The following is a 13,681-nucleotide window of genomic DNA, read 5'->3' as shown; positions in this document are numbered from 1 at the left end:
CCGGGGGGGGGGCCGGGGGTACCCCCCCCCTCCCGCCCGGGCCACCGCCCTTCGCACACCGGCCCCCCCGCACCCCTTCCTCCCCGTGCTCCGGGCGCTTTCGAACTTCGTTCAATCTTCCTCCGAATCGGCAGGCATGAGGTCGCGACCCGGGGGCAGGCTGGGTTCTCGAACGGGGTTTCACCTAAGGGGAGGCTGCAGGATGACTGAGATAGCAGGGCACACCGAGGCGGGGACGGCGACGCTCACCGCCGTCGGGGACACCCGGCAGGCGGGTGCCCCCGCCCATGTGGGGGACCTGCCCTGGATCGAGGACGCCGGCAAGGTCGCGCCGCGGGACGCGCGCGAGATGTCGAAGCTGTTCTTCGACCAGCTCCAGGTGCTCGAGGAGGGCACCCACGAGTACGCCTACGCGCGCAACACCCTGATCGAGATGAACCTCTCCCTCGTGCGCTTCGCCGCGAGCCGCTTCCGCAACCGGGGCAGCGGCGAGATGGAGGACATCATCCAGGTCGGGACGATCGGCCTGATCAAGGCCATCGACCGCTTCGACCTGTCCCGCGAGGTCGAGTTCACCTCCTTCGCGGTCCCGTACATCGTCGGCGAGATCAAGCGGTTCTTCCGGGACACCAGCTGGGCCGTGCACGTGCCCCGCCGGCTCCAGGAGCTGCGGGTGGAGATGGCCAAGGCCCGCGACCACCTCGCGTCCGTCCTCGACCGCGACCCCACGGTCAAGGAGCTCGCCGAGCACCTGAACCTCACCGAGGACGAGATCGTCGAGGGCATGGTGGCCGCCAACGGCTACACCGCCGGCTCCCTGGAGATGCCGAGCGCCGGCGAGGAGGGCCAGACCGGCAAGAGCGGCCGCGGCTTCGCCGACGTCCTCGGCGACCCGGACCCCGAGATCGAGACCATCGAGAACCTGCACGCGCTCGCCCCGCTGCTCACCCGCCTCGACGACCGGGAGCGCAGCATCCTGGAGATGCGGTTCGGCCGGGAGATGACCCAGTCGCAGATCGGCGAGGTGCTCGGTATCTCGCAGATGCACGTCTCGCGTCTCCTGTCGCGGACGCTGACCAAGCTGCGCACCGGGATGCTCGTCGAGGACTGAGCCGCGGTCCGGCGCCGCGGGCGTCACCGTCGCGCCGCACGAGCGGCGCATGCAACACCCCCATGTGGCGCCCCGTTCGCGTCCCAGGTCCGCCGTCCCGACGGGGCGGCGGACCGGCGCGGGGGGCGCCGCGCGTGATCGCGGCACCCCGCCGCACCCCCGTACTTCGATTTCCGTTCGGAGCCGCACCATGACAGTCGTCGACGCATCGCCCGACACCGCCGTACCCGTGTCGCCCGCGGACGCCGCCGCGCGGCAGGCCCGACTGCGCCGCCGGCTTGAGCGGCTCATCGGCATCGCCGCGACCGAGGGCAACGACCTCAAGCCGCTGCGCAACGGCGACCAGATCTTCGGCGCCATGCTCGACAGCATCAGGAGCGCCGAGCACACCGTCGACATGATGACGTTCGTCTACTGGCGGGGCGACATCGCCGTGCAGTTCGCCGAGGCGCTGGCCGACCGGGCCCGCGAGGGCGTCCGGGTGCGGCTGCTGCTGGACGGGTTCGGCAGCCGGCTGATCGAGAAGAGGCTGCTGCAGGAGATGGAGAGCTGCGGGGTCCAGATCTCCTGGTTCCGCAGACCGCACATGATCTCCCCGCTGAAGCAGAACCACCGCTGCCACCGCAAGGTCCTCGTCGTCGACGAGCAGGTCGCCTACACGGGCGGCGTCGGCATCGCCGAGGAGTGGTGCGGCGACGCCCGCGACGCGAGCGAGTGGCGCGACACCCACGTAGAGGTGCGCGGCCCCGCCGTCGACGGGATCGCCGCCGCGTTCTCCCAGAACTGGGCGGAGTGCTGCTCCGAGCTCTTCGACGAGCGCGACCGGTTCGTGGACCACGAGACGACCGGGAACGCCGTCGTCCAGGTCGTCCGCGGCTCCGCCAGCCTGGGCTGGCAGGACATGCAGACCCTGCTCCGGGTCGTCATCCAGTCCGCCGAGCAGCGGCTGCGGCTCGCCACCGCGTACTTCGCGCCCGACCCGTTCTTCATCGACCTGCTCTGCAAGGCCGCGGCCCGCGGCGTCGACGTCGAGATCCTGCTCCCCGGCCCGCACACCGACAAGCGGGTCTGCCAGCTCGCCGGGCGGTACCACTACGAGGACCTGCTGCGCTGCGGCGTGCGGATCTACGAGTACCAGCCCACCATGCTGCACGCGAAGATCATGACCGTGGACGGGGTCGCGGCGCTGACCGGGTCCACCAACTTCAACCGCCGCTCCCTGGAGCACGACGAGGAGGTCATGCTGACCGTCCTCGACCCGGAGTTCACCGCGCAGCTCGACGCCGACTTCGACCACGACCTGGAGAACAGCGTCGAGATAGAGCCCCGGCGCTGGAAGCGGCGCTCGGTCGCCCACCGGGCCAAGGAGATCGCCGTGACGCCCATCCGCCGGTTCCTGTGACCCGGGGCGGTTCTCCACCGCCCCGCTCGCAGCGCCCGACGACCGGGTCAGCCCGCCGCCTCCGCATCCCGCCGTCCGAACCAGTCCACGCAGACGACCATCGCGTCGTCCTCCGGCTCCCGGTCCCGGTGCACGGCCAGCTCCCGGAGCACCGCCCTCGGTACCGCGGCCGCCGGAAGCAGGCTGGCCGCGTGGACCGACCGGGCCAGGGCACGCTCGCCGTAGGTCTCGCCGCTGCTGGGGGACGGCGTCGCGTAGACCCCGTCACTGACGAAGATCAGCCGGTCGCCCGGGACCACCTGGAACTCCTGGACGACGTACTCGGACTGGTCGAACATGCCGAGCGGCAGCTGCGCCTCGAAGCGCACCGGTTCCACGGTCTTCCCGCGCTGCAGCCACAGCTGCGGCGAGCCCGCGTCCACCACCTGCACCTTTCCCGAGGCGAGGTCGAAGGAGAGCAGCAGCGTCGAGACGTAGCTGGCTCCGCCGTACTGCGCGTACAGCGCCTGGTCGGCGAGGGCCGCCTGGTCGGCGATGCCGATGCCGGCCCGGCGGGCGTTGCGCAGCGCGTTGACGGCCAGGTTCGTCAGGAGAGCGGCCTGGATGCCCTCGCCCATGCCGTTGGTGACCGTCAGGGTGAGGGTGTCCGACGTGGACGCCCAGTCGAAGTTGTCGCCGTGGATCGCGTAGGCCGGCTCCAGGTGGGCGGCGATCGCGTACTCGTCGTGCAGGCAGGCGCGGCCGGGCAGGAGGTGCCACTGCATCTCGGCGGCCAGGGTCAGCCGGGTGGCCCGCCGGGCCTGGAGGTACACGTCGGTGTCCCGTTCGGCGACGATCATCTCGTGGCCGAGCAGCTCGGCGACGTCGCTCAACTCGGCCACGACCTCGTCCGTGGATCTTCGCTCCGGCAGCCGGACGCTGAGGATGCCGAGCCGGTCCCCGCGGACCGTGACCGGGAGGTGCACGTCGACCGCGCCGTGCTCCGCGGCGATGCGGGTGTACGGCTCCTGGCTGCCGAAGGCCCGGCCCTCGGGGCTGCTGTGCAGCGGCAGGGACGGCTGCTCGGCGTCCGGCGGCGTGCTGACCCGGCGCAGGAGCGTCAGGCTGTAGTCGGCCAGGAAGAGGTCCACGGACTCGGCCTCGTAGGCGCGGATGACGGCGGACCGGGCCGCGTCGAGCAGGGCGTGCGGGGCGGCGGCGCGCACGGCGCGCTCCACGTCCAGGAAGTTCGTCACGGTCGGGTCGGGCCCTTTGCTGGTGAGGAGGGACATGCGGACTGCGGGCGGATCGGGAGCCGACGGCGGAACATTGTCGCGCGTTCCCGCGCGTTCCGCGCCGAGCCTGCCCGATGCGCCGCCCATAGTGTTGCTCATCGACGAATGTTGCCAAGTGGCAACTGTTCGCCCTATGGTTCCCTGACCGGGCGGATGCGGGCACCGCATGTCCGGAGCGAACCGAAGGGCCGGCTGTGCACGACGAGAGCACCGACGGGCGGCTGCGGCTCGTGACCGCCGAGCGGAGCGGCACGCCCCTGCTCGTCCTGACCGGGGAGAGCGACCACGAGGCCGTCGGCGCTCTGGACCGGGCGCTCGCCGAGGCGGCCCGCCGGGACGGAGCGGACGTCCGCCTCGACCTGTCCGGGGTGCGCTTCGCCGATTCCAGCCTGGCCAACTCGCTGCTGCGGGGCCGCGTCGCGCTGGGCGGCAGGCTCCTCCTCCTCGACCCCTCCGCGCCGGTCGTGCGGCTGCTCGACGTGCTCGGCCTCCGCGACCTGTTCGCCGTGCACGCCGGGTCGCGGCCGCGGGGCTGAGCCGGAGCCGGGGTCCGGCCCTACGCGGGCGGCATCATCCGCATCCGAGGGGCGACGCCCGCAGCGCCGCGGCCGGTCTCGCCCACGACCGCTTCGGCGGCGTCCCGGAAGGCGGCGAGGCCCTCGGCGAGCTGGGCTAGCTGTTTGGGGGGTATCGCGGTGAGGACGGCGTGCATCTCCCGCGTCTGACCGTCCCTGATCTCCTCCAGGAGCGCCTGCCCGGTCCGGCTCACCGACAACTCCACCTCCCGGCGGCTGGACGGACTCGGCCCGCGCTCGACGAGGCCGGCGGCCTCCAGGCGGTCGCAGAGCCTGCTGGTGGCGGGCGGGGTGGAGCCCAGGGCGTCCCCGAGCGCCTTCAGGTTGGTGCTGCCGAGCCGTGCCACCGCCTGCAGCGCACGCAGCTGCGAGGGCGGCGGGACGGGCGGGCCGACGGCGGCCTGGCCGCGGGCCCACAGCACCGACAGGAGGTCCGTGACCTCGACAGCGGAGTGCGCCACGTCCTCGAATCCGGGTGAACGATGTGGCGGCATCCCCCCACTTTGCCACTCCTTGGCGCTCCCTGTCAGCCAGGGTGGGCCCGGTGAAGCGCCCGGAGCGGCTGGAACCGCGGGTGTGAGCGGGGCGGACGGGGGCACTCGGCCCGGGCGCTGCCCGTGGTGCACGCGGGCCCCGAGTGGTGGGCCGCTCCCCGCGGGCGGAGCCTTGGTCAGGGGGCCGGCTGCCGCGGCCGGGGCCCTGAGCATCCCGTCCAGCACGGAGGTACCGGTGACGACAGTCCACGCGCGCACGCCCGCCCTGGGGCTCGGCAGAGTCCTGAGGCTGCCGGGCGTCTACGCCCCGCAGGCCGACAGCCACTTCCTGGCGGAGGCGCTGCGCCGCGAGGGCGTCGCGGGCCGGGACGTCCTCGACCTGTGCACCGGCAGCGGGGCGCTCGCCGCGTACGCCGCCCGGCTCGGCGGACGGGTCACGGCCGTCGACATCGACCGTCGGGCGGTGCTCACCGCCCGGCTGAACGCGCTGGCGGCCCGCCGCCGCGTCGCCGTGCACCGCGGGGACCTGCTGTCCGCACTGCCCGGCCGCACCTTCGACCTGGTCGTCAGCAACCCGCCGTACGTCCCCGCCCCGTCGGCCGGCACGCCGCGCCGCGGGCCCGCGCGCGCCTGGGACGCCGGCCTCGACGGCCGGGCCCTGCTCGACCGGATCTGCGACGCCGCGCCCGCGGCGCTGCGGCCCGGCGGGACGCTGCTGCTGGTCCACTCCGCCGTCAGCGACCCCGACGCGACCGTACGGCGGCTCGCGGACCACGGGCTGCGGGCCCGGGTCAGCGACCGGATGTACGTGCCGTTCGGGCCGGTGATGCGCGGGCGGCTGCCCTGGCTGAGCGCGCGGGGTCTGCTCGCGCCCGACGAGGAGAAGGAAGAGCTGGTGATCGTCCGTGCCGTCACGTCCTGACCGGGCCGACCGCGCCGACCGCGGCGGGCGGGCCCGGCGGGTCGCCGTCGAGCAGGGCGGGCCCGTGCTCGTGGAGGGGCCGGTCGAGGTCGTCCTCGACGACGGCTCCGTGGCCCGCTCCGACCGGTTCACCGTCGCCGTGTGCACCTGCCGCCGCAGCCGCACGTACCCGTGGTGCGACACCAGCCACCGGCGGCGGGTGGCCGCCGACACCGACACCGACACCGCGCCCGCGTCCGGCCGAGCGGCCGGGCCGGAGGGAGAGAGCGCATGACCGTCACCGACACGACCCGTTCCGCGGCGCCCGTGCTGCCCGCCGAGCGCGGGCGGCTGTCCGCCGCCGTGCTGCGCGCGCTGCGCGGCGGCCCCGCGCCGGACCCGGCGGGCGTCACCGCGACCGACCCGTACGGCGACGACCTGCAGCTCGCGCTGTACCTGCTGTACGAGCTGCACTACCGCGGCTTCGAGGGCGTCGACGAGGCCCTGGAGTGGGACCCCGGGCTGCTGGCCTTCCGGGCCGCGGCCGAGGAGCGGTTCCTGGCCGCGCTGCGGGCCGACGCGGGCCCCGCGGTGAGCGTCGAGGAGGCCGTGGACGCGCTGCTCGTCGAGCCGGTCGGCGACGACGGGCACAGCGTCAGCCACCACCTCAAGGACGGCGGGGAGCTGTGGAAGCTCCGCGAGTACGCGGCCCTGCGCTCGCTGTACCACCTCAAGGAGGCCGACCCGCACCTGTGGGTCGTCCCCCGGCTGCGCGGCCGGGCGAAGGCCGCGATGGTCGCCATCGAGTTCGACGAGTTCGGCGGCGGGCGCGCCGACCGCGTCCACGCCCGGCTCTTCGCCGAGCTGATGGCCGACCTCGGGCTGGACGCGACCTACGGCCGCTACCTCGACGCCGCACCGGCGCCCGCGCTCGCCACCGTCAACCAGATGTCCCTCTTCGGCCTGCACCGCCGGCTGCGCGGTGCGCTCGTCGGCCACTTCGCCACCGTCGAGATCACCTCCCCGCCCGGCTCCCGCCGGCTGTCCCAGGCGCTGCGCAAGGCCGGCGCGGGACCCGCCGCGCGGCGGTTCTACGACGAGCACGTCGAGGCGGACGCCGTCCACGAGCAGGTCGTCCGCCGGGACGTCGTCGGCGGGCTCCTGGAGGACGAGCCGGACCTCGCCCCGGACGTCGCCTTCGGCATCCGCTCCACCGGCCTCCTGGAGGGCCGCCTCGGCGAGCACCTCCTCACCGCGTGGCGCGCGGACCGGACGGCGCTGCGGGAGCCGCTCGGGGCGTGACACCGCGCCGCCTGCCGGCACGGGCGGCCTCGTGCACGCCGTGCGACCGGGCCCGCACGGCGGGTCGTATCGCCATGATTCGCTACCTTCCGTCCCGCTTCGGGGTGCATGGGCCGAGGGGTGTCGGGCAGCCGGAGGGCGGGGGAGGGCAGGACGCCGCACCCTGGAGGTGCGAGGGTCCTCCTCGCCCAGGAACTGTCCCGACTACGCAAGGAATGATCGTGAACGCGGTTCCCACCGTCAGCCTGAACAACGGCGTCCAGATCCCCCAGCTCGGCTTCGGGACGTACCAGATCGAGCCGAAGGACACGAAGGACGCGGTGCTCGCCGCCCTCGAGGTCGGCTACCGGCACATCGACACCGCCGAGATGTACGGCAACGAGAAGGAGGTCGGCGAGGGGGTCCGCGCCTCCGGGCTCGCCCGCGAGGACGTCTTCGTCACCAGCAAGCTCAACAACGGCTTCCACGACCCGGACGACGCGCGGACCGCGTTCGACCGGACGCTGGAGGACCTGGGCTTCGACTACCTCGACCTGTTCCTCATCCACTGGCCGCTGCCGAAGGTCGGCGACTTCACCGAGACCTGGAAGGCCCTGGAGGAGATCTACCGCTCCGGCCGCGCGAAGGCCGTAGGCGTCTCGAACTTCCAGGAGCACCACCTGCGCCGGCTGCTGCAGGACACCGACGTCGTCCCCGCGGTCAACCAGATCGAGGTGCACCCCTACCTGACGCAGGACGGACTGCGCGCCTTCGGCGCCGAGCACCAGATCGCGACCGAGGCCTGGTCCCCGATCGCGCAGGGCAAGGTCCTCGACGACCCGACCATCGCCGACATCGCCCGCCGTCACGGCCGCAGCGCCGCGCAGGTGACGCTGCGGTGGCACCTCCAGCGGGGCGACATCGTGTTCCCGAAGTCCGTCACCCGCAAGCGGGTCGAGGAGAACTTCGACCTGTTCGACTTCGAGCTGAGCGGTGACGACGTCGCCGCGATCAGCGCGCTCAACCGCGACGAGCGGATCGGCCCCGACCCGGACACGTTCAACTACGTGCCGTGATCTTGTAGGGCTCGTTCGCCTCCGGGGCGCTCTGTGCCGGTGTCGGGACGGCGTCCGTGCTCGGTCCTCCTCCGTCGGACCTCCGCGCGCACGCCGTCCCGACACCGGCGCGCCCCTTCGGCTCTCTCGCAGGGCCCCCGCGTACCCGGAGTCGGGCGCGGGCTTCCGACGTCTGCCGTGCGCCGCGGCCGCGGTCCGGCTGTACGGGCGGCCGGTGCGGCGTGTCGGGGGGAGGGGCCCGCGTCCGCGGCCGGGCCCCGCTTACGTTCGACCGCATGATCGGTAAGGGCCAGGGGATGCCCGAGGTCCCCGCACCCGTGGTGAACCTCGTCAAGCGGACCACCGAGTCCGGCATCGCGCAGACCCTGCGCTCGACGGCCGCCGCCGTCATCAGCTACGTCGTCGCCTCCGTCACCCTCCCGCAGCCGGCCCCGCTCACCGCGCCGCTGACCGCGCTCCTCGTCGTCCAGGTCACCCTGTACGCGACCTTGACCACCGGCATGCGGCGCGTGCGCTCCGTGATCGCCGGCGTGGTCATCGCGATCCTCTTCAGCACCCTCGTCGGCCTGAACTGGTGGAGCCTCGGCCTGACCATCCTCACCGCGCTGATCGTCGGCCGGTACGTACGGGTCAACGAGTTCGTGCCGGAGGTCGCGATCAGCGCGATGCTGGTGCTCGGCGTCTCGGAGCCCGGCCTCACCGCGTGGGACCGGGTCGCGGAGACGCTGATCGGGGCGGGGGTCGGGCTGCTGTTCAACTTCTTCGCCCCGCCGGTGTGGACCGAGTCCGCGGGGGAGTCGATCGAGGGCCTCGCCCGCTCCATGGGCAAGCTCTTCCGCGCGGTGGGACGCGACGCCCACGGCCCGACCCCCGTGGACCGCGCGGCGGCCCGGCTGCACGAGGCGCGCCGGCTCGACCACGACATCGTCGAGGTCGACGCCTCGCTCACCCAGGCCGAGGAGAGCCTGATGTTCAACCCGCGGGTCCGCCAGGGGCTGCTCTCCCGGGTGGTGCTCCGCACCGGGCTCGACACCCTGGAGATCTGCGCCGTCGTCCTGCGCGTCCTGACCCGCACGATGACCGACCTCGCGAAGGCCCGGCGCGGGGAGCCGCTCTTCCCCGAGGAGGCGGCGCGGGCGGTCGAGACCCTGATGGACCACGTCGCCGACGCGATCGAGGCCTTCGCCGCGCTCGTCACCACCGACGTCGCGGAGAGCGCCGAGCACGCCGAGGAGCAGTTCGCCCGGGCGATGGAGCGCGGCCGGAGGTCCCGCGACACGGTGGCGGTCCTGCTCCTCGCGCGCGTCCAGGACCACCCGCGCCAGTGGCAGCTGCACGGCGCACTGCTCGCCGAGGTCGACCGGATCCTCGACGAGCTCGACGTCGAGAAGCGCACCGAGCGGCTCACCGAGGAACTCGACCGCCGCTCGGCCCAGACCCGGGCCCGCCACCCCCGGCTGCACGCCGCCTGGAAGCGGGTGCGGGGGGCGCGCGGCGCGGGCCGGACGGTGACCGAGGGCGCGTCGGTCGAGTAGGGCGGCCGTGGCGCGTCAGGCGGGGCGCCGGGCGGTGACGCCGCGGGCGGGGCGCGAAGCGTGCGGGTCGGGTCCGGTCGCGCAGGGTCCGCGGCCGGCTGACGGTGCGTCGGGCGGTGGGAACCGGCCACCCGCGGGGTGGAATCGGTGATGCGGAGGGTGCGGGCGGGGCCCGCCCTCTAGGGTGGCGGAGATCGCGCGCCGCGGGCGCGGAGGCCGCGCTGTCCAGGGGAGTTGGGTGCCGTGCCGATCGAGATGGGCCTGCCGGAGACGCACTTCGTCAACCGCGAGGGGCCGCTGGAGCAGGCGCGCCGCGCGCTGCGGGACCACGACGACCCGGTGCGTCCGCTGCTGATCGGGGTGAGCGGCCCGGCCGGCACCGGCGGCTCCGCGACGGCGCTGGTGATCGCCCACGAGGCCGTCCGCGAACGCGGCACGGACCTGGCCCGCCACGTCGACCTCGACCGGTTCCGGACCCGCGGCGAGCTCGACGTCGGCGACGTCCTGACCGAGCTGCTCGTCTTCCTCGGCGTCGAGCCCGGCTTCGTCAGGTCGTCGGTCGACGCCCGCCGCCTTCAGTACTGGGCGGTCTCCCGCGAGCGGACCTGCGTGCTCGTCGTCGACCACGCGCGGTACGCCTCCGAGCTGCGCGACCTCCTGCCCGCGTCGGGAGGCAGCGTGGTCGTCGTGACGAGCCACGGGCCGCTCACCGACCTGGAGGCCGGCTCCGCGCTCCTGCTGCCGCTCGCGCCGCTGGGCGAGGCCGCGTCCGTCGAGCTGCTCGACCGGGTCGTCGGGGACGGCCGGATGGCCGGCGACCCCGAGGCGGCGCGGGCGGTCGCCGGACTGTGCGGCGGCTTCCCCGCCGCGCTGAGGGTCGCGGCCGCGCGGATCCTCCGCCACCGACTGCGCCCGCTCGACCGCCTGCTGGCGGACCTGCGGACCGAACTCGCCGACCAGGGTGTCCCGGTGGTGGAGCGGGTGTGGGACGCGGCCTACGGTGAGCTGTCGCCGGACGCGCGGGAGGCGTACCGGCTCCTCGGCTCCCACCCCGGCCCCGACTTCAGCCGCGCGTCCGCCACCGCACTGCTCGGGCGCGGCCCGGAGGTCTGCGACGACGCGCTGGAGGAGCTGGGTGCGACGGCCGGGCTGATCGACCTGGCCGCGGCGTACCGGGGGCGGGACGCGCGGGTGTCCCTCGCGCCGTTGCAGCGGGCGCACGCGGCCCGCGCGGCGCGCCGCGACGCAGCGCCCGGCGAGACGGCCGCGGGGCAGGAGCGCGTCCTGCGGTGGTGGACCCGGCAGTTCCAGCGCGCGGACCTCTTCGCGGCCGGATCCCGGCTCGACGTCGGGAGACGGGTGCCGGAGTCGGCCGACGCGCCCGATCTGCGGCTCGCGGATCCGGCGGGGGCGGCCACGCCGGAGGAGCGCACCGAGCGCGCCCGGCACGCGGCACACTGGCTCCACGCCCACCGCCACACCCTCTTCGCCTGCGTGCGCGCCGCACATGCCCGCGAACTCGACGCGCTGGTCGTCGCGTTGTGCGAGCCGCTGTGGACGTACGCGTTGGACTTCCCGCGGCAGCGGGTGACGGAGGAGCTCTACCGGCTCGGGCTCGACAGCGCCGTCCGCGCCGGAGACGTCGCCGGGATCGTCCGCATGCGCTGCCAACTCGCCCGCGCCCTGTGGGAGTCGGGGCGCTTCGACGAGGCCTCCGCGGAGCTGGCGGCCGCGCCGGCGGCCGCACGGCTGCTCGGCGACTCCGTCCGCGACGCGAAACTGCGGGCATCGGTCGACGAGTTCGGCGGCCAGCTCGGCGGGGCGCGCGGCGACTGGGTCGCCGCCGTGCCCTCCTTCGAGCGCGCCCGCGAGCTGCACCGCGCGATCCCCAACCCCTACGGCGTCATGCTGCTCACCTACCGCCTGGGGGAGGCCCGGGCACACCTCGGCGACCACACCGACGCGGCCCGCCTCCTGGCCGAGGCGCACGCGTCGGCCGCCGAGCTGGGCCGCGACCGGATGACCGCCCGCACCGGCTTCGCCCTCGGCCACGCGCTGCGCGCGACCGGCCGCCCCCGAGAGGCCCGCCCGCTGTACGAGCGGGCCCTCGACGGCGCACGGAGCCGCCGCTCCGGATTCGACGAGGCCCGCGTCCTCGACGCGCTCGCCGCCCTCGCGGCGGAGGAGGGGGACGGGGCGGAGGCGGACCGGCACCGGACGGCCGCGGCCGCGATCCGCGCGAGGAACGGGCTGGACTGAGCGGGGCCCGGACGCGGTCCGCGCGCCGGAACCGGGCTCCTCAGACGGGCAGGTCGCCGTCGCGGGCGGTCGCCGGCGCCACCCGCACGGGGTGGTCGCGGCCCCCGACGGTGCAGGTCAACTCCCCGGCCGGCGGCCGGTGGTGTGCCGACCGCCAGGCGTGGAGGCCGGACAGCGCGGCGGCCGGGTCGACGCGGACGCGGCGACCGCCCTCGTCCGCCGGGTCGACGTGGATCGTCCAGAGACGGTCGTCGCCGCGCAGGCGGGCCAGGCAGCGGCCGTCAGGGAGGACGACCGCGGCCAGGCGGCAGGCCGCGTACGTGTCCAGGGCGTGGGCGGTCCAGTCGGCGGCGGTCCAGGTGCGGGCGTACGGGCCGGGCGGCGGGGGCGCGGCCCGGCGGTGGAGGACCGCGGCGGTCCGGACGAAGCCCTCGCCCGCGAGGCCGTACTCCGCGGCCAGGTGTCGGCCGGCGGGGCCGAGGCCGGCCGGTATCCGGTCGACGGTGACGTGGGGCCCGTCGACGCGGGTGTGCACGTCGAACGCGGCCGCGGTGCGCACGGCCGGCGCGGGGGGCGGCAGGGTGCGGGCCACCGCGGGGTGGTGGGGCGGGTCGAGGGCGAGCAGGTCGTACAGTTCCGCGCGCAGCAGGCCGAGGGCGTCGCCCCGCTCGGCGAACGCCGACCGTGCCGCGTCGCCGGTCGGGCCCGGGCGGAACTCGGCCAGTGCGTCCGGGAGTCGGCAGTCGCGCCGCAGGCGGGGCGCGCCGCTCAGCAGGGTGGCGACGGGGCTGTCGGGGACGACCTCCGCACCGCCGTCGGTCGCGACGACCACCGGGCGGCGTTCGTCGAGCGCGGCGAAGTACAGGGCGGTCGAGCCGTGGTCGGTGACCAGTGCGTCCGCGGCGACCAGCGTCGCGGCCCAGCCCTCGTACGCCGCGGGCAGGAGCAGGCCGGCGTCCACGGCCGGGGCGAGCAGCTCCCGCAGGTCGTGGTCGGACAGCAGGCTGCGCTCGTTGGGGTGGACCACCAGGGCGCACTGGTAGCCGTCGTACGGCAGGCGTGCGAGCAACTCCGCTGCCAGGTCCGGGCGTTGGCGCAACAACGAGTGCGGGCCCCAGGTCGATGTCAGTACGATCAGCCGGCGGCCGCCCGTGCCCAGCGCCTCCCGGTAGCGCTCGCGCAGGGGGCGGGAGGCGAGGAGGCGGTCCAGGGTCGGATCGCCCACCACCCTTGCGCGCGAGGCGAGTTCGGCGCCCTGCTTCGCGAGCGCCGCGACCTGGTCGGGGTGGGCGAGCGCGTACAGCGCCAACGCGGAGTCGTCGGCGGGGAGATGAGCGGGGCTGAGTCCGGACGGGAGGCCGTCCCCGCCCTCCGACGGCACGGTCTTGCCGAAGCCGGCCCCGTGCGGGAGCAGCACGCGATCGCCGCGCAGGAGGCGCAGTTCGCCCTTCGGGCTCGCGGTCAGGATCAGGTCGAACGTCCGCCGGCACGCCTCGTCCCACGGCAGCGACCGCGCGCCCGCCGCGTCGATCGCGGCGAGCACGTCGACGCCGAAGTCCGAGCCCGGCACGAGGGTGAAGAACCGGCGGATCCGCGGGTCACCCGCGAAGACGGGGAGCGTGTCGAGCAGCCGGTACAGCGCCACCGCGGACCGTGCGGCGACCAGGACCGACCGCTCGCCCGTCGCCCGTCGCCCGTCGCCCGTCGCCCGTCGCCCGTCGCCCGTCGCCCGTCGCCCGTCGCCCGTCGCCCGTCGCCCGTCGCCCGTCGCCG

The 13,681-nt window shown here is 75.0% G+C and carries 12 protein-coding genes; 9 read left to right on the top strand and 3 right to left on the bottom strand.

The window, feature by feature from the left end; translation table 11 throughout:
* The first annotated feature begins 202 nt into the window (after positions 1-202).
* Positions 203-1,111 (top strand): RNA polymerase sigma factor SigF, encoded by a 909-nt coding sequence (locus tag ACFWEG_RS17580; protein ID WP_387215843.1) that lies wholly within the window; start codon positions 203-205, stop codon positions 1,109-1,111.
* A 190-nt stretch (positions 1,112-1,301) separates the two neighbouring features.
* Entirely contained in the window at positions 1,302-2,513 is a 1,212-nt protein-coding gene (locus tag ACFWEG_RS17575; protein ID WP_387215840.1) for a phosphatidylserine/phosphatidylglycerophosphate/cardiolipin synthase family protein, read from the top strand.
* Between the two features lie 47 nt (positions 2,514-2,560).
* Here the strand turns inward: ACFWEG_RS17575 and ACFWEG_RS17570 are convergent, their stop codons facing one another.
* Positions 2,561-3,784: a PP2C family protein-serine/threonine phosphatase gene (locus ACFWEG_RS17570; RefSeq protein WP_387215856.1), complete on the bottom strand. Its 1,224-nt coding sequence runs from the start codon at positions 3,782-3,784 to the stop codon at positions 2,561-2,563.
* A 197-nt stretch (positions 3,785-3,981) separates the two neighbouring features.
* On the opposite strand from ACFWEG_RS17570, the gene ACFWEG_RS17565 reads away from it, so the two are divergent.
* On the top strand, positions 3,982-4,323 hold the full coding sequence (locus ACFWEG_RS17565; protein WP_387215837.1) for an STAS domain-containing protein: 342 nt from the start codon (positions 3,982-3,984) through the stop codon (positions 4,321-4,323).
* A gap of 20 nt (positions 4,324-4,343) precedes the next feature.
* Here ACFWEG_RS17565 and ACFWEG_RS17560 read toward each other — a convergent pair whose 3' ends face one another.
* The gene (locus ACFWEG_RS17560) at positions 4,344-4,823 is read right to left on the bottom strand and encodes a MarR family winged helix-turn-helix transcriptional regulator (RefSeq protein ID WP_387215834.1); all 480 of its coding nucleotides are present in this window, start codon (positions 4,821-4,823) and stop codon (positions 4,344-4,346) included.
* A gap of 268 nt (positions 4,824-5,091) precedes the next feature.
* Here ACFWEG_RS17560 and ACFWEG_RS17555 point away from each other — a divergent pair, with 268 nt between their 5' ends.
* The 6 genes from ACFWEG_RS17555 to ACFWEG_RS17530 all read left to right on the top strand — a co-directional run bounded on the left by ACFWEG_RS17555 (position 5,092) and on the right by ACFWEG_RS17530 (position 11,908).
* Entirely contained in the window at positions 5,092-5,778 is a 687-nt protein-coding gene (locus tag ACFWEG_RS17555; RefSeq protein ID WP_387215831.1) for a HemK2/MTQ2 family protein methyltransferase, read from the top strand.
* Between the two features lie 64 nt (positions 5,779-5,842).
* Complete coding sequence (locus tag ACFWEG_RS17550; protein WP_387215852.1) at positions 5,843-6,052, top strand: CDGSH iron-sulfur domain-containing protein; 210 nt, start codon at positions 5,843-5,845, stop codon at positions 6,050-6,052.
* Positions 6,049-7,059: an iron-containing redox enzyme family protein gene (locus tag ACFWEG_RS17545; RefSeq protein ID WP_387215828.1), complete on the top strand. Its 1,011-nt coding sequence runs from the start codon at positions 6,049-6,051 to the stop codon at positions 7,057-7,059. Before ACFWEG_RS17550 ends, ACFWEG_RS17545 begins: the two co-directional genes overlap by 4 nt.
* A gap of 215 nt (positions 7,060-7,274) precedes the next feature.
* Positions 7,275-8,114: an aldo/keto reductase gene (locus tag ACFWEG_RS17540; protein ID WP_387215826.1), complete on the top strand. Its 840-nt coding sequence runs from the start codon at positions 7,275-7,277 to the stop codon at positions 8,112-8,114.
* A 296-nt stretch (positions 8,115-8,410) separates the two neighbouring features.
* Positions 8,411-9,649 carry an aromatic acid exporter family protein gene (locus ACFWEG_RS17535; protein WP_387215849.1) on the top strand — a complete coding sequence of 413 codons (1,239 nt, stop codon included), beginning with the start codon at positions 8,411-8,413 and terminating at the stop codon, positions 9,647-9,649.
* A 243-nt stretch (positions 9,650-9,892) separates the two neighbouring features.
* On the top strand, positions 9,893-11,908 hold the full coding sequence (locus ACFWEG_RS17530) for a tetratricopeptide repeat protein (RefSeq protein WP_387215823.1): 2,016 nt from the start codon (positions 9,893-9,895) through the stop codon (positions 11,906-11,908).
* A gap of 40 nt (positions 11,909-11,948) precedes the next feature.
* On the opposite strand, the gene ACFWEG_RS17525 is transcribed toward ACFWEG_RS17530, so the two are convergent.
* Positions 11,949-13,553, bottom strand: a complete 1,605-nt coding sequence (locus ACFWEG_RS17525; protein WP_387215846.1) for a translation initiation factor 2 — start codon at positions 13,551-13,553, stop codon at positions 11,949-11,951.
* Between the last annotated feature and the right edge of the window lie 128 nt (positions 13,554-13,681).

Origin of the sequence: Streptomyces sp. NPDC060194 (genome assembly GCF_042728285.1) — a bacterium.
Classification (GTDB): Bacteria; Actinomycetota; Actinomycetes; order Streptomycetales; family Streptomycetaceae; genus Streptomyces.
The sequence above is the reverse complement of the archived record's forward strand: the minus strand, read 5'-3'. Positions and strand labels throughout refer to the sequence as shown.

Excerpts from the sequence above, each read along its gene's own strand:
- ACFWEG_RS17580 (WP_387215843.1), top strand. The coding sequence starts at position 203 with ATGACTGAGATAGCAGGGCACACCGAGGCGGGGACGGCGACGCTCACC.
- ACFWEG_RS17575 (WP_387215840.1), top strand. The coding sequence starts at position 1,302 with ATGACAGTCGTCGACGCATCGCCCGACACCGCCGTACCCGTGTCGCCC.
- ACFWEG_RS17570 (WP_387215856.1), bottom strand. The coding sequence starts at position 3,784 with ATGTCCCTCCTCACCAGCAAAGGGCCCGACCCGACCGTGACGAACTTC.
- ACFWEG_RS17545 (WP_387215828.1), top strand. The coding sequence starts at position 6,049 with ATGACCGTCACCGACACGACCCGTTCCGCGGCGCCCGTGCTGCCCGCC.
- ACFWEG_RS17540 (WP_387215826.1), top strand. The coding sequence starts at position 7,275 with ATGATCGTGAACGCGGTTCCCACCGTCAGCCTGAACAACGGCGTCCAG.
- ACFWEG_RS17535 (WP_387215849.1), top strand. The coding sequence starts at position 8,411 with ATGCCCGAGGTCCCCGCACCCGTGGTGAACCTCGTCAAGCGGACCACC.